The organism is Ruegeria sp. HU-ET01832 (assembly GCF_040371315.1).
GTDB classification, from domain to species: domain Bacteria; phylum Pseudomonadota; class Alphaproteobacteria; order Rhodobacterales; family Rhodobacteraceae; genus Ruegeria; species Ruegeria lacuscaerulensis_A.
In genome coordinates this window covers 883037-903487 of the sequence record NZ_BAABWL010000001.1, presented here as the reverse complement: position 1 = coordinate 903487, position 20451 = coordinate 883037, and the positions used below count along the sequence as shown (strand labels likewise).

The window sequence follows — 20451 nt, the reverse complement described above, 5'->3', positions numbered from 1 at the left end:
CGAAATGACAGTGGCCTAGTGAACGATCTTTTCTTCGCGCACGAACATGTTGGCCCAGGCGCGGTCGATCAGGTCGGGGCTCATCTGATAGGGGATGCCCTCGAATTCACAGATCGAGATCATCTGGTCGATCAGGAAGATCGGCTGATAGTTCGCATAGATATTGTTGATGGTCGGGTATTTGACCTTCAACAGATGTACCAAAGCAGCTTCATCCAGTGGCATACCGCGTTTGCGCGCCACCATTGCAAAGATTTTCAGGAAGTTTTCCTGGTTCGGCCCGTCGATCTTGATCTTGAAGAAAATCCGACGCAGGGCCGCTTGGTCGAAGATTTCATTCGGGTGGAAGTTGGTCGAGAAAATGACCAGCGTGTCAAAAGGCACCTCGAATTTTTCACCTGACTGCAAGCCAAGGATATCTTTGCTTTCTTCCAGCGGAACGATCCAGCGGTTGATCAGCGCTTGCGGAGGCTCGGCCTGACGTCCAAGGTCGTCCACGATAAAGATGCCGCCGGTCGATTTAAGCTGCAGTGGGGCCTGATAGGTCCGCGCAGTGGGGTTGTAGACCAAGTCCAGCATGCTGAGCGACAGTTCACCACCGGTCACAACGGTGGGGCGCTCGCATTGTACATAGCGTGAATCGAACCGTTTGCGGCGGCGTAGGCTGTTGGGGTCGTCGGCCTCTTGCTCGATAGCAGTGTGAACGATCGGATCATAAACGGTGATCACCTGACCGGCATACTCGATTGCGCGCGGGACATAGACATTGTCGCCAAGCGCGTCACGAATACCGTTTGAGATGGACGACTTACCGTTGCCCGGAGGACCATACATCAGGATCGAACGGCCTGCGCTTACTGCAGGTCCAAGGTGATCCAAAAGACTGTCGGGCAGAACCAGATGCCCCATTGCCCCGGTTAGCTGGTCGCGGGTGACCTGAATGTTTCGGATGGATTGGCGTTTGACCTGTTCGCGGTAGACATCCAGTGGAACCGGCATGGCACCGAAATATTCCGACTGGCTGAGCGCGTCCAGTGCACGGGCTTTACCTGCATCTGTCAGCTGATAGCCCATCTCGTTGCCGCTGTTGGCGTTCAGGGTACCTGTCGCCTCGATCAGTTTCTGTTCGCGCGAGATATCGATCAGTTCTTGAGTCACCGAGCCCGGCAGGCAGATCGCTTCCGCCACTTCCGAGACCGTATCAACGTTCTTGCGAAAAATGGTTTTCAACAAAATGTCCCGCATCATCACGATGGGCAATTGCATTTCGCCCAAGCCTTTGGGGGCAGGGGGGGCCATTACCGAGGTCGTCTGCATATTCATGAGGGGTGCTCATCCATCCAGTATTCACGCCATTGGCCCACTCGGGCCGCTTGCGAAAAATCTGGTCCCGCTTTGTGGCATCACCAAGGCGGGGACAAGGCGGAGTAATGATAGTTTACGAGCCGTAAACAGCCCCAAGGATCAGGTAGATGGCGAGGCTGCCGCCAAGTGCAAATCCCATGGGAAACTGTTTGTCGCGGGACCAACTTTCCCAATTAGGTGCGATAGCGCGCAGAGCAGTGTTTTTGGCCAGCCTGTGCGTTACAAACGCTGCGAGCGTTGTGGACATTAGAATGAACATCATCGTCACATAGTCGCCGCTCCAAACGAACGCGGAAGCAGCCGCAATAAATTTGGCGTCGCCCGCTCCCATGACCCCGGCTGCGTTGGCAAGAATGCCTATTACTAAAGCGACAAGAATGTGCAGCAACTGCCAAAGGTAGGGCGGAAGCGTTACCGCAAAGGGGCCGATCCAGCCTTCGGACCAATCGGTCGTCCATGGCGGAACGACGATCAGACCGACAAAGGCAAATACTCCGGCCAAGGCAATAACCGCGTGGTTCTTGATCAACATGTCGCGCATATCGGTGAACGCGACATAAAAGCAGATCGGCAGAACGAAAGGCAAAAACCACCCCGCCGCGGCTGCCGGAATTTGCATCAACTTAGGCTTCCTCGAGCGCGCGCAACGAGCGGACGGCTTCTTCGAAGTGTTGCGGATGCGTTGCAATTGCTTCGCGGAACAGGTTCTTGGCGGTTGTTACATCGCCCTGTTTGACTGCGGAAATCCCCATAGTATTCAACAGCATGGCCCGTTCGGCCTGTGTCAGCGGCACGACCGGCATGCTGTAATTGCCCTGCGCCGCGCGCGCAAGAACGAGGTTGTTTTTGGCTGTGAACAGAGACTTGTCCTGTCGAATGGCTTCAGCGAACAAGCGCTCGGCTTCTTCATATTGACCGCGTGTCAGTTTGGAATAGCCCCAGTTGTTCATCACGCCGCCAGGCCGCGTGGTCAGGCCAATCGCCGTTTCATAGAATTGATCGGCCCGTTTCCAGTCCTGGTTTGAGTCGGCGACAACAGCCTCTAACCGATACCTTTTGAAGGTCTCGAAAGTCGGCGGAACGGAATCCAGTACTTTTTTCGCCTCGGTCCAGTTTCCTGCGCGAACCAGTGCGTCGGCATATTCGACCCGATCAACACTGGCCGAGCCCTTCATGGTGGTCACTTTTTTCCAGGCGGCTGCTGCCTCGGTGGTGCGCTTTGCCCGCGCCAACGAAATCGCCAGCCCTCTTTGCAGGTCAATGCGACCGGGATTTTTGGCTGCAGCACCCTGAAAATAGGTGACGGCCTCATTAGGATCGGCTGCTGTTAGCAACACTTCGTTCAGGTTAGTTTCGTCGATAACGTTCACTTCCTGAAACGTCTTTTCGACCTTTTCTTCCTCGGTTTCTTTCGCGCAGGCGGACAGGATCAGCCCGCACGTCACCAATGACATAATCAAGAATTGTTGGCGCATTTTTGCGTCCCTTACTGCTCTTGCCCGTTTTCCTGAAGCTTGCGAAGCTTGAATTGCCCGTCGCCTTGTTGCTCCAGCGTGTATTCTTGTTCTTCGACGTCAGTATTATCAGAATTTTCCATTTTTGCGAGTGCTAAGCGCAGATTGTCCCGAATTGCGTCACTTTCGCCATTGTCTAATGCAAAAGCCCGTCGAAACACCTGAGCCGCCTCTGGATACTCGCCTTTCTCCATCAGAATGACGCCCAGATTGTTCCATGCAACCGGCCAGTCGGGTTCCTCGGAAACAGCGCGACGCAGCAGAGTTTCGGCGGGCTTCAACTGGCGCAATCCCAGGTTGGCAGTGCCCATGGCAGCCATGATTTCGGCGGTCATGCCCTGGTTCAGCGCGGCGCGGGCAAAGGAATCCAGTGCCAAGTCATACTCACCGGCCCGCAGCAGTCGGTTCCCGACCACCAAAGGATCCTGACCTTGGCCTTGTGGATCAATGCCCGGAGCATCCAAATCACCAGGCAGGTTTTCTGTGCAAGAGGCCACCATGGCACATACCATGGCGGCCCCGATCACGTGGCGAATCCTTGGCCGGACACACCTGAGTGTTGAAATCATAAGGCTATCAGCCCCCTGGATTACCGCCTGCAAACTCTGCGATACCTTTTGCCGAAGGTCCAACCAGAATGACCAGCAACGGCGGCACCGTCAGCATCATTGTGGCAAGTGTCATTTTCGTTGGCAACTTGTTAGCAGCTTCTTCTGCACGCATCACGCGTTTGTCACGCATTTCTCCGGCATAAACCCGTAGTGCTTCGGCAATCGAAGTGCCGAATGTGGCCGATTGGATCATAACGGTCACAAATGAACTGACGTCCTGAACGCCGCAACGTGTTCCGAAATCCCGAAGAACAGTGTCCTTGTCCTTACCAGCTTTCATTTCGTGGGCTACAACCTCGAATTCCTGCGCAATGTCAGGATAGGAAGCCTTCATCTCAGCCGCGACGCGCACGATAGCCTGATCCAAAGACTGGCCTGCCTCAACACAGACAAGCATCAGGTCAAGGGTATCAGGAAAACCGGCGACAATGGCTTCTTCCCGTTCTGCGACACGGCGGGTGATCCAATACCGTGGAAGGAAGTATAAGGCGATGGCGGGGAAACCAATGCGGATCGCCATTTGTTGGCCGGTAAACTCGTTGTCCCCAGCCAAAACGGTCACCAACATCACGCCGATCGCGATACCGATCATCCCCAAAGCAAACTGGGCGAAATGAAAGAACCGTACCGCGTCCTTAGAGTGATATCCCGCCTGCCGCAGTTTAAGCTGCATCGCTGACAGCTCTTCCTGGTTCTGCGGTTCCAGGAACGTAGAAAACTTTTCAAGCTGTTCGTTGCGGCCGGCGTTGCGCAGGCGATCCTGCTTGCCCTTTTTCGTTTTCTTCGGAGCTGCCGTTGAACGCTGTAGCTTTTTCAACGGATCTTCTGGTTGGTTCATCATCAAAGGAACCGCGACCAGGATCATGATCAGGCCGAGGACACCGACGACAATAAGCGGACCGAACTGCCCAAGGTTTTCAGTCAGTAAGGTGTTGATTTGGGTCAAAAATTCCATGGCGCTGCCCTCAGACCTTAATGTTTGTCAAAATGCGCATGACGATCAGGTTCAACGTCAGCATGATGCCGACAAAGAAGCAGGCCGGAATGAACCACGGATGGTCAATCACCTCGTCATAATAACCGGGGTCTTTCACAAGGATGAAGACAAGACAGAAGACAGGGAAACCTGACAGGAACTTGCCCGACCATTTGGCCTCGGCAGTGATGGCCTTGACCCTTCGGAACAGGCGGAAACGAGCGCGGATCACCTGTGCCAGACCGGCCAGAATTTCCGCCAGGTTACCACCGGATTGCTGTTGGATGCCGACCGCAACAGACAAGAAGCGAAGGTCCTGCATGTCCAGCCGCTGCGCGAGGTCTTTCAGCGCTTCGCCGACGTCACGGCCATAGGCGCACTCATCTGCGATGACGCCAAACTCGGTTGCCAGGGGATCCTGAACTTCGTTTGCAACAATCTGGATCGAGGATACAAACGGATTGCCCACCCGCAAAGAACGAACCATCAGCTCTACTGCGTCGGGCAGTTGTTCCTCTAGCAAAGCCATCCTTTTCGAAGCTTTATGATTGACCCAAGCATAAACGCCACCGACACCGATAGCGATCGAGATGGCTATCCTCAGAAATGTTGCAGTGGCGGTGCCGATGCTGAGCCCGACAAAGGCGAAAGCAGAAACCAGCACCATTATCATGATCAATTGGCGCGGCGAGAACGCAATCGCAGCCTTCTGCGCCTTATCCGCGAGCAGTGAATAAAGCGGGATGGACTGCGTTTGCATGTGCTGCTGCATCTCTTTACGCAGCTGCTCAAGCACTTGTTCTCGGCCGACGCCTTTGTCCAACATGTCCAAACGCCGGTTTACGCGGCTGTTCAGACTGATGGATTTGCCGAATGCGACCAGATAAATACCTTCGACCAGAGCCAGAACGGCGACGAAGATCACGACATATATGAGAGCCTCAATAGGCAGTTGCATCTCAGGTTCTCCTTACATCGTAGTTGGATCATAGATGGCGGCGGGCAGGTCAAAGCCCCACAACCGGAAGCGTTCGGAATAGTGGCTGCGCACGCCGGTGGCCGTGAAATGGCCTATAATCTTGTTGTCGGGCGTAAGGCCAACACGCTGAAATCTAAAGATTTCTTGCATTGAGATAACATCACCTTCCATGCCCGTGATCTCGGTGATCGAGGTCATTCGGCGTGAACCATCCTGCAGACGGCTGGCCTGTACAATCAGGTTCACAGCGCTTGAGATCTGGCTGCGGACCGCTTTGATCGGCATTTCGATACCTGCCATTGCGATCATGTTTTCCAAACGCGAAATGCCATCACGGGCCGAGTTGGCGTGGATTGTCGTCATCGAACCATCGTGGCCAGTGTTCATGGCCTGCAACATGTCGATCACCTCGGCGCCACGCGTCTCACCCACGATGATGCGGTCGGGACGCATGCGCAGGGCGTTCTTCAGACAGTCGCGCGGGCTGACTTCGCCTTTGCCTTCCACGTTTGGTGGACGGCTTTCCATCCGGCCCACATGGGTTTGTTGCAACTGAAGTTCCGCCGTATCCTCGATGGTCAGGATGCGTTCGGCATCGTCGATAAAGCTGGACAGAGCGTTCAGCGTGGTCGTTTTACCAGAACCCGTACCACCCGAAACGATCACGTTCAGGCGTGTCGACACCGCAGCTTGCAAATAGGCGGCCATTTCTTCGGTGAACGCACCAAAATTGACCAGGTCGTCGATGCCCAGTTTGTCTTTTTTGAACTTACGAATGGACACCAACGAGCCATCAACCGCAATCGGCGGCACCATGGCGTTGAAACGAGACCCATCTGCCAAGCGGGCGTCAACATAAGGGTTGGATTCATCAACACGGCGACCCACAGCGGATACGATCTTGTCGATGATCCGCATCAGGTGCTTCTCGTCCTTGAAGGTGATGTCGCTGATTTCCAGCTTACCGGCACGCTCTACAAAAATCTGCTGCGGACCGTTCACCAAGATATCGTTGACCGTGTCGTCTTGCAGCAAGGTCTCAAGCGGGCCAAGACCGGTAACTTCGTCATAAAGCTCTTTGTTAAGTTGGAAACGATCGTCCCGATTCAGAACAATGTTCTTGGTCTCAAGGACTTCACTCGCAATGGCACTGATTTCTGAACGAAGGTCGGATTCGTTGGCGTTTTCCAGTGCAGCAAGGTTCAGGTTTTCAAGTAGTTCACGGTGCAACTCGATCTTGATCTCGCTCAACCGCTCTTTGCGCTTGCGCTCGCGATCGGATGCTGTCGGCTCAGCGGCCTTTTTTGCCACAGGCTTGCGGATCATCGCGTTTGCTGTGGGTGCCTGTTGGGCTGTAGAGGTGGGCGTTGTCGCCTTGACCTCGGCCTGAACAGGCTGCGCTTCGGGCTGTTTTTTGTATCTTGAAAACACGGCGGTTCCCCTTTCGGACCTGTCTTACGCAGCTTCTGCGTCGCTGCTGCCAAGGCTGTGGAGCGATTTTGCCAGCTTTGCGATTTCACGGCGCAGCGGGTTTTTGGCGGCTGAACTTGCCAGCGGTAAACCATGGTCACCGCTTTGCATGACGGGTTTTCCCCCGTCCGGCAGTTGCAGGTCGATGGATATTCCAAGGCTTTCACCCATCCGCTTGACGCGGCTTTTCCCGTTCAGATCGGTAAACTTCGGAGCTCGGTTCAACGCGAAACGCAGTTTGTTGAACGGTAGCTCTTCCGCTTGAAGAGCGCGCTTCAGACGCAGGGCGTTTTGTGCCGAGCGCATGTCGAGTTCGATGACTGCAAAATACACATGGGCCGCTTGCAGGATGGTCTCGGACCATTGCACCAAAGTCGACGGCATGTCGACAATCACGTAATCAAAATGCTTGCGCGCAGTTTCAATAACGCGCTGGATATCTTCCGGAGTGATCAGATCCAACGGCACCATGTCAGACGGCGCAGTCAGCACCTCCATCTTGTCCTCGTAGGACTGCAACGCCTGCGAGAACATGTCGTCATCCATGGACGCCGTGTCAGACAGCATTTCGAACACTGTTTCTCGGCGTGGTAGATCCAGGTAAGTCGAGACCGTACCAAACTGTAGATCCAGGTCGATCAGGCATACCTTGGGAGAAGTCTTGTCCGACGTGGTCGCAAGTTCCCAAGCCAGGTTCACGGCCATGGTGGTAGATCCGACTCCACCGGCCAATCCGTGAAACACAAACAAGGCACCTTCCTTTGATGCCCCTTGGGGCAGAGACACGGCCGTTTCCTGTGTCACAACCGCGGGATCAGGTTTGTTCATACGCGCAATGGCTTCCTGCAACTCACCTTCCGGAAGCGGGTAGGGGACGAATTCATCAGCGCCTTTCCGCAAGAGTTGGTGTAACGCTGCAGGAGTCACGTCCTCGGCGATCAGGACCACTTTGATCCTCTTTTCCTTCGCGCGGGAGATGATTTCACCCATCATGGTCAGGTCATCTTCGTCCTCACCATCAATAGCTAGGGCCACGAATTCTAAACTGTCGGCTTCAGGCTGGCCGAAAAACGCAAGAGCTTCTGCAAATCCCAGATCGCCCCAACGCTCACCCAGTGCCGCTTCCATATCTTCAATCAGCAGATCAAAGTTCTGGACGTCACGACTGATCGTGCAGGCCAGAATGGCGTTGTTGTCTTCGTTTGTCGTGGCGTTCGTCATTAACAAAATCCTCGTCCAGAGGGCAGCAAACCGCGACGAACCGTTCAGGTTTGCCTCGGCGAGCTGATGCCCGGTTGCGGCTTTTTTTGCCGCACTACACCCAATTGTTGAGAATTTGGCTTGGAACTTAGGCGAGAATGGGGCGCAAAAGAACCAATTGTTGGGAATTGGGCGACGATGTCGCCCAATTCGCGTTATTATTACTCAGATGCCTCGGCGGCGTCTGTGTCTACGATGAAGCTCTCGGTTGTCGCGCTTTCAACGTATTCGCGGTAGATGACTTCCGCGTACTTGCCGTCAAGCAACTGAGGTTTGCGATCTACAAAGCCAGACACTTCTGTAATCGTACGGCGGTTGCGTCGATCCCTGTTCGGCGTGTCGATCAGAGGCTGCGTTTTACCGAAGGAAACAACGGCTTCTAGCCGCGAGCGCGAAATACCTTGCCGTGTCAGGAACGCGACCGCTGCATTGGCGCGACGCTGGCCTAGGCCTTGGTTATACGACTGAGAGCCGACTCGGTCCGTATGGCCGTACACGCGGAAGCGCGCTTCGGGGAACTGCTTGATCCAATCGGCCTGCCGTAACAGTACACGCTGTGCGTTTGCATCAAGCTGTGCGCTGTCGAACGCAAAGTTGATCTGCGTTGGCACTTCCGCCGCGAACCTACGACCCAGGATCTGAGCATAGGTGAGTTCACCTGTCAGAACCTGCTGGTTGTTCAGAGTTGCGTTTCCGAAGGCACCTTGGTCGACTTCATATCCGGCCTCACGCGTACAAGCGGCGACAGCGACCGAAAGACCCAGTGCTATAATCCACTTCTGCATTGGTCCTATCCTCCTAATCATTCCAGGATGTAGCCGTAGGAGCTACCAAAATCCTGTTTGGCGACTTCAGACGCACCACCTGATCCTAAACGTTCGGTGCGTGCTGTCTTGCCGTTGATGAACAGATCAAACTCGCTTGGGGGCTTGACCCGGTCGGTCGGCAGAGCCAGCGCTTCACCACGTGTGGGCGAGACCAGATGCGCGGTAACGATCACGACGAGTTCCGTTTGCTGGCGCTGGTATTCAGCACTGCGGAACAGCGCACCCAGTACGGGAACATCGCCGAGCCACGGAACCTGATTGTTCAAGTCGCTGAAGTCATCCTGAATAAGCCCCGCAATCGCAAAGCTCTCACCATCCCGCAGCTCAACCGTGGTTCTGGTCCGACGGGTGATAAAGGACGGTACGTTGTTACCCGCAATCGTGAAGTCCGAGCTGTTGTCGATGGCCGACACTGACGTACCCATTTCCAGGTTAATCAAGTCGCCGTCCACAACGCGCGGAACAAACAGGATCTGAACACCAAATGCGCGGTATTCAATCGCGATGTTGCCGTCATCCGCGGGAACCGGGATCGGCACTTCGCCCCCTGCAAGGAATTCTGCTTCCTGACCCGACAGCGCGGACAGGTTCGGTTCCGCAAGGCTACGCGCCAAGCCTTTAGCTTCGAGCGCTTCCAGCAACAAGCGAACCTGTGTGGAGCCTGCGCCAAAACCGAACAGAATCGCACCTGTGTTGGTTTGTTGCAGAGGAATGTTATTATTCAACGCGTTAGCCAAAGCACCGGCAGAGTTAAGTGTGTTGAAACCCCCGGTTACGTCGCTTCCTCCAAAGCCCAGCGACGCCGTCAGGCTTTTTGCCACTGATCGGCTCATTTCGGCAAAGCGCACTTTCAGCATAACCTGCTGGACGCCGCCGACCGACATCAGATTGGAAACACGCTCGGGCGCATAGCGCTCGGCCAGTTCCAATGCCCGCGCCAGTTTGGCTGAGCTAGAGATGGTGCCCGACAGTACAATACCGTCATTTGCGGTCCGCACTTCGATCGGCTCATTCGGCAGGATCTGCCGCAGCCGTTCTTTGAATTCGGATACATCCGGGGAAACCCGAACGCGCACGTTGGCCAGCAAATTGCCAGCACCGTCGAACAATGTCAGAGTGGTCAGACCGGGCGCCTTGCCCAATACATAAATGGTACGGTCCGAAAGCGACGAAATATCAGCGATTCCCGCGTTGGCAATGCTGAGTTCGGCAAACGGTTCCTCACTCTCAACAACAATTGCGCGGTTCATCGGGACGTCCAGCGTTTCCGCTGTGCCCTTCTTTACCACACGAAGATTTTGAGCCCAGGCTGCATCGCCGATGGAACTCACTACAAGCGTCAACCCCAGAAGGGTTGCGCTAATCCAAGAATGTATTTTCATGTGACCTGCCTCTCCGATCACGCCTCGTTTTAGGGCTAATGCCTTATGTGCAATAACACTGCGTCAATTGCTAATTTATTGCAATAATCAATGGTTTCTGGAATTTTCCTTATGTGGACAATTCGCAACAACCAAAATGAAACAAGCCGCGCTGGGTGCGCGGCTTGTGCCAGTAAATCCCTGATTTAACATTAGTTTGTACAGGGAATTTGACTCTGAACAATTTCTGCACCACGCCGGATATTGGTGTAGCACTTGCGCTCTTCCACCTTCGCCTCGACAGGCGCGGCTTCCTTGATTCCCAATAGCTTTCGCTGATCAACCTCAATCGCGCTGGCGACCGTTTCGTCCTGAACACCCACCAAGGCCAGAGACATCCGTCCGGTGTTTTGTGCCTGCGCCAAAGACGCAATCTGTTCAGGCGTTGCAGCTACGGTCACAGTACGCGCGATGCTCGCGCCCGTCAGATCAGACCCTGCCGTTTGGTCGACGGCAATCAGTTCGACGTTGGTTTGGATCAGGCGCGTGATTTCACCACCTTCACCCGTAAGGGCCCCTGAAACTGAACCAGTCCAGTAAACATCGACATTGTCACCTGGCCGCAAAAAGCCGGATACTCCTGATGCAACGTCGACTCTGATAGCAAAGGCGCGCATTCCCTTTTGGAGGCGCGAGGTCAACCCAGCGGATTCTCCGGGTTTGGTGACCTTGACTTCCAGCAGAGCCTCATTTTTCTCCATTGCTCTCAGAATATACCTGTCGCCTTTTGCGTCTTCGGGAAATAATGTGGCCAGTTCCTGGAAGGTACCTTCTGGAAGTGCGTCTTCAGGCCATTTGACAAGTCGGACATCCTCTTGAACCAGGCGCTCTCCGTATTTCAACGGGCGGTTCGATACAAAAACGTCCACGGTGGCGATGTTGGTGGCATTTGCCATCGCGTCTTGCGCGGCTTTTTTCTCTCGTTCAAGCTGGGCTTGAGTTTGTGCGATGTAGTCTTGCGCCAGATAAACAGCGCCACCGGCCAAAGCGACCCCGACAATCAGGACAAGTCCAAATACTGCGCGCATTTGCGTACCCTCGTATTTTTCTGTTTTGGTTTTGCTGCCGTCATGCGCAGCTAATCTCAATCACAGCTATCGACGAATTGTGTCGAAAAGGGGGACAATCTTTGATTTTTTTTTCGTCCGTGCCAAATCATGAGTTTGGTCACCGACTGATGAGTCAGTAGCTGATATTGAATTCAGGTTGATGAACTTCCATCGAAGAAAGCGCAGTTCCTGTTTCCGAATCAACGTGTTGAATCGGATCTGAAAGGTTCAGGAAAATAATAGACCCAAAACCAACCAAGCCGGCCGTTAGAACCACCCAATCAACGGTAACGGCCCCATCTTCGTCTGCAGCAAAGTTTGCAATTCTGTGCATCATGAGAGACCCAACTTAAAAAGAAAGTTTATAAAAAAAGGGCCACGCTCTGAAACCGTGGCCCCCTTCAAGTACGTTAAGTACTAAACTTAGCTTTGCGGTGTGATGGTGGTCACCGGAGTCGAAACTGCAGTACCCGACAGCGCGCCTTCGACGGTGTTTGCCAGCTGGTTGGTACCTTCACCAACCTGGGTGTAAGCAACTGCTGCCAGGCCAACGATGGCTGCGGTCAGAACAACCCAGTCAACTGTTACTGCGCCGTCTTCGTCTTTGCGGAAGTTCTTGATGAACTTGATCATGTTACGTCCCTCCTAAAGGATCAAAAAAGTCAATTAAACCTTGGCGTCTTTCAGAGCTTTCTCTCTCAGTCCGCTCTCGACCGTCTCGGTATGGCATTATGTTTGACGGTCAGGCGTGGCAGGAATTGGGCCAAATCACATTTTTTTTCTCAGAAGTTTAACTTTTTCGCAGGATTTTGAATAACCATTTGAAAATAAACAAATAAAAAAACGAAAAATGTGTGTCGACCTCACTGTCCCGATGTAATTTTACGGCAAATGAGGCGAAAATGCCCCAATTCACGTTGTTTTTATGGCTTTGAACGCAGATTCTTGGTTCAAATCAGTCAAAAGACAAAATTCATGAGGCGGGCAAAATGAATCTGCGGGACGCAATACTCTGCGCCGGTGCGGTGGCGATGCTGTTAACAGGGCCGGGCTCTGTTGTTGCTCAGACAATTGAACCACGTGGTGTCTATAAAAGGGTGAAGCCGCCGAAACCTGGGTCGCGGCCCAAGATCACCGTGCAGATATCGCCAGAGGAACACGCAGCCCGACCTTCGGCGCCCAGCACTGGTGCGGACCTGGAAGAATCCGAGATTATTACACGTACACGAGTCGCGCCGCCGAGTTTGCCGGGCGGGGCTGACAAACCCGCCGGGTCCTATACGGCTTTTTGGGAAGAAGTGTCGCCCGCGCTAGATCAAGCCGGCGCAGGACGTCTGGATCAAGCGATGCAGGCATTGGCAGCCGTCAACGTGTCCTCTCCGCGATTGCAGACTTTGCAGAACATTGCTCAGCAGCAGGGGGTCGATATCCTGCGTTCGACAGTTGGTACGAATGTTTCGCCTGCGCTGGTGTTGGCCGTGATATCGGTTGAATCTGCTGGCCGGGCTGACGCGGTCAGCCACGCGGGTGCCCAGGGTTTGATGCAATTGATGCCAGCAACGGCAAGGCGGTTTGGCGTTGAGGACAGCTTCCATCCCGGCCAGAACATCTCGGGCGGGGTGAAGTATTTAAACTGGTTGATGGAGGAGTTCGGAAACGACCCGATCCTTGTGTTGGCTGGTTACAATGCAGGTGAAGGGGCCGTCCGCAAACATGGCGGCGTACCGCCCTATAAAGAGACGCGCAACTACGTGCCCAAAGTGCTTGCCGCGTTTCAGGTCGCGCGGGCTTTGTGTCTGACCCCTCCGCAGCTCATCTCGGACGGGTGCGTTTTCCAGACGGCAAACTAAAAAGGCCCACGCAGGTTGGTGGGCCTTCTTTGGTTCAGGCGACGATTGTCGCCTCGGTGGCAGCGCGCATCTCGTCTTCGCTGACGCCATCGGCCAGTTCGACGATCCGCAGGCCGCCTTCAACCACGTCCAACACGCCCAGATTGGTGATGATGCGATCGACCACACCCTGACCGGTTAAGGGCAGGGTGCATTCTTTCAGCACTTTCGAGTCGCCGTGTTTGTTGGTGTGATCCATAACGACGATCACGCGGCCTACGCCAGCCACCAGATCCATCGCGCCGCCCATGCCTTTGACCAGCTTGCCGGGGATCATCCAGTTGGCCAGATCGCCTTTCTCGTCCACCTCCATCGCGCCCAGAATGGCCGCTGCGATCTTGCCGCCGCGGATCATGGCGAAAGAGGTCGCACTGTCGAAATAAGCGGTGCGAGACAGTTCCGTGATCGTCTGCTTACCCGCATTGATCAGGTCGGGGTCTTCCTCGCCCTCAAAAGGGAAGGGGCCCATGCCCAGCATCCCGTTCTCGGATTGCAGGGTAATGTCCTTGTCACCCACATAGTTTGCCACCAGCGTCGGGATACCGATGCCGAGGTTCACATACATACCGTCTTCCAGCTCATCCGCCGCGCGGGCGGCCATCTGATTACGATCCCAAGGCATTATGCGTCCTCCTTCTTGCGGGTGGTGCGCTGTTCGATGCGCTTTTCGTGGCTGCCCTGAATGACGCGGTGCACATAGATGCCGGGCAGGTGGATGCTGTCGGGGTCCAACGACCCGGTGGGCACGATCTCTTCGACTTCGACCACACAGACTTTGCCGCAGGTGGCCGCTGGCACGTTGAAATTACGAGCTGTCTTGCGGAACACCAGATTGCCGGTCTCGTCCGCCTTCCACGCTTTGACGATGGCGAGGTCGGCAAAGATGCCTTCCTCCATGACATATGTCTCGCCGTTGAAGTTTTTATGCTCTTTGCCCTCGGCGATCACGGTGCCTACCCCTGTCTTGGTGTAGAAACCGGGAATACCCGCGCCACCTGCGCGCATCCGCTCGGCCAGTGTGCCCTGCGGGTTAAACTCCAACTCCAGCTCGCCACTGAGATACTGACGCATGAACTCGGCGTTTTCTCCGACATACGAGCTGATCATCTTTTTGACCTGACGGGTCTGCAGCAGAATGCCGATACCGAAATCGTCGACCCCCGCATTGTTCGAGGCAAAGGTCAGATCCTTCGCGCCGGAGGCTTTGATCGCTTCAAGCAGAAGTTCCGGGATGCCGCACAGGCCAAACCCGCCCGCTGCGATCAACATGCCATCCGAGATTACTCCGTCGAGCGCCTCAGAGGCATTGGCATAGATTTTCTTCATGGAAAACTCCCCCAATGACATGGTGTTGGGCGAGTTGTGCCGCCACGTCACGGGGAAGTCAATGAAACCAAGGGGGTGGTGGTATTTCTACCTATTCCGCCTTGTTGGTCGTCTTTTTGGCGGCTGCGGTTTTCTTTGGCGCGGCTTTCTTCTTGGGGGCAGCCTTCTTTTTGGTGCCTTTTTTGGCGGCGCGTTCGTTGACCAGTTCGATGGCCATTTCCTGCGTCACGTCTTCGGGCTTGATGTCCTTGGGAATGGTCGCGTTGACCTTTTCCCATTTCACATAAGGCCCATAGCGCCCGTCCAGCACCTGCATCACGCCGCCATCGGGGTGATCACCCAGCTCTTTCAGCGGTTTGGCCGCCGCCCGCCGCCCACGCCCCGGATTGGCGCGTTTTTCAGCCAGCATCTCAACCGCGCGGTTCATACCAATTTCAAAGACGTCATTGGGGTCTTTGAGGTTCGCGTAGACCGGCTTAGCCTCTTCCGGCATCTGGTGCATGATATACGGCCCGAACCGCCCGAAATTCGAACTGATCATGCCGCCCTCGGGGTGTTCACCGATCTGGCGGGGCAGAGACAGCAGGGTCAGCGCCTTGTCCAGATCCATGTCGTCCTTGCTCCAGCCGCGAGGCAGGGACGCACGGGGCGGTTTCTTGTTCTCGGGCGTGGGTTCGCCGCGCTGGACATAAGGCCCGAACCGACCGGATTTCAACCAGATCTCATCGCCCGCATCTTCGCCCAGCAGACGTTCGTCGCCCTCGGCCCCTTCGCCTGCGATGGGGCGGGTATAGGTGCATTCGGGATAGTTGCCACAGCCCACAAACCCGCCGGTGCGCGAGGTTTTCAGGTGCAGTTGTCCCACGCCGCATTTCGGACAAACGCGCGGGTCGGACCCATCCTCACGCGGTGGATACAGCTGGGGCGCCAATGCCTCATCCAGCTTGTCTAGCACTTCGGAAATCCGCAGCTCGGATGTCTCACCAATCGCGGCCGAGAAATCACGCCAGAACTTGCCCAACAGGTCTTTGTAGTCTCGGTCGCCGGCGCTCACATCGTCCAGCTCGCCTTCCAGATTGGCGGTAAACTCATAACCTACGTACTGCCGGAAGAAATTCAGCAAAAAGATCGTAACGATCCGGCCCTTTTCCTCGGGGATCAGCCGGTTCTTGTCCTTGCGCACATATTCGCGGTCCTGAATCGTGGTCACGATGCTGGCATAGGTGGACGGACGCCCGATCCCCAGCTCCTCCATCCGTTTGACCAACGTGGCCTCGGTATAGCGTGGGGGCGGCTGCGTGTGGTGTTGCAGGGCCAGAACGGCCTCGTTTTCGGCCAGAACGGCCTGTTTGTCGTCGCTGGTGGCTTTGACGAACTGATCCTTCAGCGAGCTCTTGGCGAACCGCGCCGGATCACCCTGCATGATCTGGGGCAGGCGTTTGTCGTCGTCATCGGCCACGTCGTCGCGGCCTTCCTCATAGACGCGCATGAATCCGTCGAACATGACCACCTGACCAGTGGCGCGCAGGCCGACCTGACCGTCACCGCTGCCGATCTCGACCGTGGTGCGTTCCAGCCGTGCGGCGGCCATCTGACAGGCAATGGTGCGTTTCCAGATCAGATCATAAAGCTTGCGCTGATCCTCATCCGTCACCTTCAGGTCGCTGGCATCGCGGGTCATATCCGTGGGGCGGATACATTCGTGCGCTTCCTGCGCGTTCTTGGCCTTGTTTTTATAGATGCGCGGGCTGTCGGGCACGTAATCCGCGCCATAGCGGTCGGTGATTGTATCGCGGGTGGCGGCCACGGCCTCGGGGGCCATGTCGATGCCGTCAGTCCGCATATAAGTGATGTAACCTGCCTCATACAGGCGCTGCGCCACCTGCATCGCATGACGCGCGCCCATGCCGAACTTGCGGCTGGCTTCCTGCTGCAGGGTCGAGGTCATGAATGGCGCGCTGGGGTTCCGAGCCGCCGGTTTCGCCTCGACCGAGGTTACGGTTAGCGCGCGGCTGGTGATCGCCTGAACGGCCAGTTCCGCCTGCGTGGCGTTCTTCAGATCATGCTTGTCCAGCTTGTTCCCGGCCAGCGTGACCAGACGCGCCTCATAAGTCTGGCCGCGTGGAGTTTCGAACAACGCTTTGACCGACCAGTATTCGACTGGTTTGAACGCCTCGATCTCCATCTCGCGCTCGACGATCAAGCGCAGGCAGACGGATTGTACGCGTCCTGCCGATTTCGCACCGGGCAGCTTGCGCCATAGAACGGGTGACAGGTTGAACCCCACCAGATAGTCCAGCGCGCGGCGGGCCAGATAAGCCTCGACCAGCGGCATATCGACCTGACGCGGGTTCTGCATCGCTTCGGTCACGGCGTCCTTGGTGATGGCGTTGAAAGTCACACGGCTGACGGGCGTGTCCTTCTTGATCGAGCGGCGCTTGGTCAGCGCCTCTTGCAGGTGCCAGCTGATCGCCTCGCCCTCGCGATCGGGGTCAGTGGCGAGGATCAGGGCGTTGTCCTCTTTCAGCGCGTCAGCGATGGCTTTGACATGCTTGCGGCTGTCATTGCCGACCTCCCATTTCATCTCGAATTCATGTTCGGGATCGACGGATCCGTCCTTGGGTGGAAGGTCGCGCACATGGCCATAAGACGCCAGAACCGTGTAGTCGGGGCCAAGATATTTGTTGATCGTTTTGGCCTTGGCAGGGGATTCTACAACAACTACAGGCATTTAAGGTGAAACCTCGCTCGACGGATTATGCGCCTTCTATGATGGTGCAAAATGTGGAGGGCAAGAGCGAATTGTCAATGCGTTCCTTGAGGCACAGGAATTTGGCGGGAATTTCAAATTGATACGCACAGAATAACGGTGCGTCCGGCAGGTCAGGCCGAGAGGGACAACAACCCGCCGGGCTGTCTTTGTATGCGTCCATCCAACTCCAGATCGACAAGCGCGGGGCCGATCTCGCCCGCCGTCGCGGCGATATCGCGGATCAGTTGATCTTCGGCCATGGGCGAGGGGCCAAGGCATGTTAGAATCGCCTCGTGCAACGCTGCAACCGTCGTGGGGGTTGTCGATTGAACAGGCGGTTCTTTGGGTTGGTCGCCAGTAAGAAGATCGCGTTTCGGCAGAGATTCGATCACATCCTCGGCCGATCGCACCAAAGTTGCGCCATCGCGGATCAAAAGGTTGCAGCCGCCCGCGCGAGCATCAAACGGGTGGCCGGGGACGGCCAGAACCTCGCGCCCCTGATCCAGCGCGTCGCGCGCGGTGATCAGGCTGCCGGATTTTGCGGCGGCTTCGACCACCACAACCGCTTGGGCCAGGCCCGAGATGATCCGGTTGCGGCGCGGAAAATGCCGGGCTTGCGGTGCCACGCCCATGGGCTGCTCCGATACACGCAACCCGGATTCGGCGATTTTATGGGCGAGATCAGTATTCTCGGCGGGATAGATCACATCGACGCCGCCGGCCATTACAGCAACAGTACCTGTATCCAAAGCGGCCACATGCGCCGCGGTGTCGATCCCGCGTGCAAGGCCCGAGACGATGACATGTCCCTTTTTGCCCAGGTCCGTCGCCAGCCCTCGCGCCATCCGCGCGCCGAGTGACGAGCAATTGCGCGCGCCAACCATCGCCACCGTGGGGCGGTGCAATATCGACACGTCGCCGATGGCCCACAGCATTGGCGGGGCATCATTGAGATCGTTCAAAGCGTCAGGAAAATCGGCGGACCCAAGGCACAAAAGCTGCGCTTTGGCAGCTTTTGCGGCCTTGAGTTCCGCCTCAATCACGCCGGGCGGGCACGTTTCATACCCTGCAATACCGGCGGCGCGTGCCATTTCGGGCAGCGCGGCCAGCGCATTCTGCGCTGAGCCATGTTCCCGCAGCAGCCGACGAAACGTCGCCGGACCAACCTTGCGAGAGCGCAACAGACGAAGCCAGAAAAACCGATCCTCTTCCGTGGTGGGTGGGAGTGTGGGGTGATAGGAAGAAAGCTGCTCTTCGGTCATCCGTTGCTCCGCCTGATTGCAGAACTGGTTTACGACTGCAGGAGTTAACAGCTTCTGAATCGCTTCAAATTTTCCCAATATTTTTTCGAATTGAGTCGTGAAGATGCTTTAATTCTCTGAAAAAAATGGGAAAAATTTCGAGGCGCTGCGCGATAAACCGAAGTGTTTCTGGAGCAAATAAGCGGTCTTCGGGGCGCAGTGTTAACCCTGCACCCCGAGAAAACCGTTTTGATTCTGACCTATGCCGCTGATCCGCCGACGGTTAGCCCATCCATTAAGACAGTCGGCTGTCCAACGCCTACAGGCACCCACTGACCGTCTTTGCCGCACGTTCCCATGCCGGGGTCCAATTCCATATCATTGCCCAACCCTCGAATGCGGTTCAGCGCGGATGGCCCATCCCCGATCAGGGTTGCGCCCTTTACCGGCGCTCCGATTTTGCCGTTTTCCACCCGATACGCCTCGGTGCAGGAAAACACGAATTTACCATTGGTGATGTCGACCTGACCACCACCAAAACCGACGGCCCAGATGCCGTCTTTTATTTCGGCCACCAGTGATGCAGGGTCGGCATTTCCGCCCAGCATCACAGTATTGGTCATACGTGGCATGGGTTTATGTGCATAGCTTTGGCGGCGGCCATTGCCGGTTGGCGAAACCCCCATCAGGCGCGCGTTCTGGCGGTCTTGCATGTAGCCGGTCAGGACGCCGTCCTCGATGAGGACGGTGCGCGAACTGGGCGTGCCCTCATCATCAACCGAGATCGAGCCGCGCCGATCCACAATCGTGCCGTCATCCACAACCGTGACCCCTTTTGAGGCGATCTGCTGCCCCATCAGCCCGGCAAAAGCCGAGCTGCCCTTGCGGTTGAAGTCGCCCTCTAATCCATGGCCGATCGCCTCGTGCAACAGGATGCCTGGCCAGCCAGGGCCGAGCGCGACTTCCATTATACCTGCCGGGGCAGGGACGGCGTCCAGATTGACCAATGCGATCCGCAGCGCTTCGCGTGCTTTGTCCTGCCAGTCGGCGGGGTCTATCAGACCGTCCAGGCCCACGCGACCTCCTCCGCCCGCCGAGCCGCTTTCGCGCCGTCCGTTCTGTTCCACGATGACCGAGACATTCAGACGGGTCATAGGGCGCACGTCCCGAACGATCAGGCCGTCGGGGCGTAGAATCTCGACTTCTTGTACTGACGCGGCGATAGTGGCGCTGACCTGTACGACCCGCGTGTCCAAATCACGGGAAAAAGCATCGATCTCGCGCAGCGTTTCGATCTTGACCGGAAAGGTGGCGGATTCGATCGGGTCTTCGTCCGTATAAAGCCGCGTGTTGGTGGCCCGAGGCGCATCTGCCAAGGTGCCGCCGCCGTCGCCAACCGCCAAGCGTGCCGTTTCCGCGGCCCGTTTCAACGCACCAATCGAGACATCAGTCGAATGGGCGTAACCGGCCACTTCACCCTGCACGGCGCGCAGGCCGAATCCTTCGGAGGCGTCGTAAGATGCCGTTTTCAAACGCCCGTCGTCAAAGACCAGCGACTCGGATTTCCTGCGTTCGACAAACAATTCTCCGTCCTCGGCGCCGGCAGTGGCAGAGCGCAAAACCGCAAGCGCTTCGTCGTGTGGTAAAGCGCTTTCAAATGGTCGAAACGGGTCGTTGGGCATGGGTTGGGACCTTTCGGGTTTGATCCAGATCAAAAATAGCGTCTGTTTGACGCAAGCATTTTGCTTTATCTACCCACCGGAATATGGTT

19 protein-coding genes are annotated in these 20451 nt (G+C 56.1%); 1 reads left to right on the top strand and 18 read right to left on the bottom strand.

Translation table 11 applies throughout. The annotated features are described in order from the left end of the window. Window positions 1-15 precede the first annotated feature (15 nt). The 13 genes from ABWV79_RS04560 to ABWV79_RS04500 all read right to left on the bottom strand — a co-directional run bounded on the left by ABWV79_RS04560 (window position 16) and on the right by ABWV79_RS04500 (window position 12105). Window positions 16-1323: a DUF8689 domain-containing protein gene (locus ABWV79_RS04560; protein ID WP_170724506.1), complete on the bottom strand. Its 1308-nt coding sequence runs from the start codon at window positions 1321-1323 to the stop codon at window positions 16-18. 115 nt (window positions 1324-1438) lie between these two features. Next, window positions 1439-1984 (bottom strand): prepilin peptidase, encoded by a 546-nt coding sequence (locus ABWV79_RS04555; protein WP_353390620.1) that lies wholly within the window; start codon window positions 1982-1984, stop codon window positions 1439-1441. 4 nt (window positions 1985-1988) lie between these two features. Next, complete coding sequence (locus ABWV79_RS04550; RefSeq protein ID WP_170753748.1) at window positions 1989-2840, bottom strand: tetratricopeptide repeat protein; 852 nt, start codon at window positions 2838-2840, stop codon at window positions 1989-1991. Between the two features lie 11 nt (window positions 2841-2851). Continuing rightward, on the bottom strand, window positions 2852-3406 hold the full coding sequence (locus tag ABWV79_RS04545; protein ID WP_353390619.1) for a tetratricopeptide repeat protein: 555 nt from the start codon (window positions 3404-3406) through the stop codon (window positions 2852-2854). 49 nt (window positions 3407-3455) lie between these two features. Continuing rightward, entirely contained in the window at window positions 3456-4445 is a 990-nt protein-coding gene (locus ABWV79_RS04540) for a type II secretion system F family protein (protein WP_353390618.1), read from the bottom strand. A 10-nt stretch (window positions 4446-4455) separates the two neighbouring features. Then, the gene (locus ABWV79_RS04535) at window positions 4456-5424 is read right to left on the bottom strand and encodes a type II secretion system F family protein (RefSeq protein ID WP_170354932.1); all 969 of its coding nucleotides are present in this window, start codon (window positions 5422-5424) and stop codon (window positions 4456-4458) included. Between the two features lie 12 nt (window positions 5425-5436). Next, window positions 5437-6876, bottom strand: coding sequence for a TadA family conjugal transfer-associated ATPase (locus ABWV79_RS04530; RefSeq protein WP_353390617.1), 1440 nt, complete (start codon window positions 6874-6876; stop codon window positions 5437-5439). A 24-nt stretch (window positions 6877-6900) separates the two neighbouring features. After that, window positions 6901-8136 (bottom strand): CpaE/TadZ family protein, encoded by a 1236-nt coding sequence (locus ABWV79_RS04525; RefSeq protein ID WP_353390616.1) that lies wholly within the window; start codon window positions 8134-8136, stop codon window positions 6901-6903. Between the two features lie 200 nt (window positions 8137-8336). Continuing rightward, on the bottom strand, window positions 8337-8960 hold the full coding sequence (locus tag ABWV79_RS04520) for an OmpA family protein (RefSeq protein WP_353390615.1): 624 nt from the start codon (window positions 8958-8960) through the stop codon (window positions 8337-8339). 17 nt (window positions 8961-8977) lie between these two features. After that, window positions 8978-10384, bottom strand: coding sequence for a type II and III secretion system protein family protein (locus ABWV79_RS04515; RefSeq protein ID WP_170753755.1), 1407 nt, complete (start codon window positions 10382-10384; stop codon window positions 8978-8980). 191 nt (window positions 10385-10575) lie between these two features. Continuing rightward, window positions 10576-11451 (bottom strand): Flp pilus assembly protein CpaB, encoded by an 876-nt coding sequence (gene cpaB, locus ABWV79_RS04510; RefSeq protein WP_170354937.1) that lies wholly within the window; start codon window positions 11449-11451, stop codon window positions 10576-10578. 154 nt (window positions 11452-11605) lie between these two features. Continuing rightward, window positions 11606-11809, bottom strand: a complete 204-nt coding sequence (locus ABWV79_RS04505; RefSeq protein WP_170354938.1) for a hypothetical protein — start codon at window positions 11807-11809, stop codon at window positions 11606-11608. An 86-nt stretch (window positions 11810-11895) separates the two neighbouring features. Beyond that, on the bottom strand, window positions 11896-12105 hold the full coding sequence (locus ABWV79_RS04500; protein ID WP_170354939.1) for a Flp family type IVb pilin: 210 nt from the start codon (window positions 12103-12105) through the stop codon (window positions 11896-11898). A 356-nt stretch (window positions 12106-12461) separates the two neighbouring features. Here ABWV79_RS04500 and ABWV79_RS04495 point away from each other — a divergent pair, with 356 nt between their 5' ends. Further along, window positions 12462-13322 (top strand): lytic transglycosylase domain-containing protein, encoded by an 861-nt coding sequence (locus ABWV79_RS04495; protein ID WP_502949842.1) that lies wholly within the window; start codon window positions 12462-12464, stop codon window positions 13320-13322. A gap of 34 nt (window positions 13323-13356) precedes the next feature. On the opposite strand, the gene ABWV79_RS04490 is transcribed toward ABWV79_RS04495, so the two are convergent. The 5 genes from ABWV79_RS04490 to tldD all read right to left on the bottom strand — a co-directional run bounded on the left by ABWV79_RS04490 (window position 13357) and on the right by tldD (window position 20362). Then, window positions 13357-13983: a 3-oxoacid CoA-transferase subunit B gene (locus ABWV79_RS04490; protein ID WP_170354941.1), complete on the bottom strand. Its 627-nt coding sequence runs from the start codon at window positions 13981-13983 to the stop codon at window positions 13357-13359. After that, entirely contained in the window at window positions 13983-14687 is a 705-nt protein-coding gene (locus tag ABWV79_RS04485) for a CoA transferase subunit A (RefSeq protein WP_353390614.1), read from the bottom strand. The genes ABWV79_RS04490 and ABWV79_RS04485 overlap by 1 nt, the downstream gene beginning before the upstream one ends. A 91-nt stretch (window positions 14688-14778) precedes the next feature. Continuing rightward, window positions 14779-17418 (bottom strand): type I DNA topoisomerase, encoded by a 2640-nt coding sequence (gene topA / locus ABWV79_RS04480; protein ID WP_353390613.1) that lies wholly within the window; start codon window positions 17416-17418, stop codon window positions 14779-14781. Between the two features lie 152 nt (window positions 17419-17570). Then, window positions 17571-18701 carry a DNA-processing protein DprA gene (dprA, locus tag ABWV79_RS04475; protein ID WP_353390611.1) on the bottom strand — a complete coding sequence of 377 codons (1131 nt, stop codon included), beginning with the start codon at window positions 18699-18701 and terminating at the stop codon, window positions 17571-17573. A gap of 239 nt (window positions 18702-18940) precedes the next feature. Further along, a complete protein-coding gene (gene tldD, locus ABWV79_RS04470; RefSeq protein WP_353390610.1) occupies window positions 18941-20362 on the bottom strand; it encodes a metalloprotease TldD in 1422 nt (473 codons plus the stop codon). Window positions 20363-20451: the final 89 nt, after the last annotated feature.

What these genes read in the sequence shown, in the direction of transcription:
- ABWV79_RS04555 (WP_353390620.1), bottom strand. Translation starts at nt 1,984, where the DNA reads ATGCAAATTCCGGCAGCCGCGGCGGGGTGGTTTTTGCCTTTCGTTCTG.
- ABWV79_RS04485 (WP_353390614.1), bottom strand. Translation starts at nt 14,687, where the DNA reads ATGAAGAAAATCTATGCCAATGCCTCTGAGGCGCTCGACGGAGTAATC.
- ABWV79_RS04495 (WP_502949842.1), top strand. Translation starts at nt 12,462, where the DNA reads ATGAATCTGCGGGACGCAATACTCTGCGCCGGTGCGGTGGCGATGCTG.
- ABWV79_RS04520 (WP_353390615.1), bottom strand. Translation starts at nt 8,960, where the DNA reads ATGCAGAAGTGGATTATAGCACTGGGTCTTTCGGTCGCTGTCGCCGCT.
- ABWV79_RS04515 (WP_170753755.1), bottom strand. Translation starts at nt 10,384, where the DNA reads ATGAAAATACATTCTTGGATTAGCGCAACCCTTCTGGGGTTGACGCTT.
- ABWV79_RS04490 (WP_170354941.1), bottom strand. Translation starts at nt 13,983, where the DNA reads ATGCCTTGGGATCGTAATCAGATGGCCGCCCGCGCGGCGGATGAGCTG.
- ABWV79_RS04505 (WP_170354938.1), bottom strand. Translation starts at nt 11,809, where the DNA reads ATGATGCACAGAATTGCAAACTTTGCTGCAGACGAAGATGGGGCCGTT.
- ABWV79_RS04560 (WP_170724506.1), bottom strand. Translation starts at nt 1,323, where the DNA reads ATGAATATGCAGACGACCTCGGTAATGGCCCCCCCTGCCCCCAAAGGC.
- cpaB (WP_170354937.1), bottom strand. Translation starts at nt 11,451, where the DNA reads ATGCGCGCAGTATTTGGACTTGTCCTGATTGTCGGGGTCGCTTTGGCC.
- ABWV79_RS04535 (WP_170354932.1), bottom strand. Translation starts at nt 5,424, where the DNA reads ATGCAACTGCCTATTGAGGCTCTCATATATGTCGTGATCTTCGTCGCC.
- ABWV79_RS04500 (WP_170354939.1), bottom strand. Translation starts at nt 12,105, where the DNA reads ATGATCAAGTTCATCAAGAACTTCCGCAAAGACGAAGACGGCGCAGTA.
- ABWV79_RS04525 (WP_353390616.1), bottom strand. Translation starts at nt 8,136, where the DNA reads ATGACGAACGCCACGACAAACGAAGACAACAACGCCATTCTGGCCTGC.
- dprA (WP_353390611.1), bottom strand. Translation starts at nt 18,701, where the DNA reads ATGACCGAAGAGCAGCTTTCTTCCTATCACCCCACACTCCCACCCACC.
- tldD (WP_353390610.1), bottom strand. Translation starts at nt 20,362, where the DNA reads ATGCCCAACGACCCGTTTCGACCATTTGAAAGCGCTTTACCACACGAC.
- ABWV79_RS04550 (WP_170753748.1), bottom strand. Translation starts at nt 2,840, where the DNA reads ATGCGCCAACAATTCTTGATTATGTCATTGGTGACGTGCGGGCTGATC.
- topA (WP_353390613.1), bottom strand. Translation starts at nt 17,418, where the DNA reads ATGCCTGTAGTTGTTGTAGAATCCCCTGCCAAGGCCAAAACGATCAAC.
- ABWV79_RS04540 (WP_353390618.1), bottom strand. Translation starts at nt 4,445, where the DNA reads ATGGAATTTTTGACCCAAATCAACACCTTACTGACTGAAAACCTTGGG.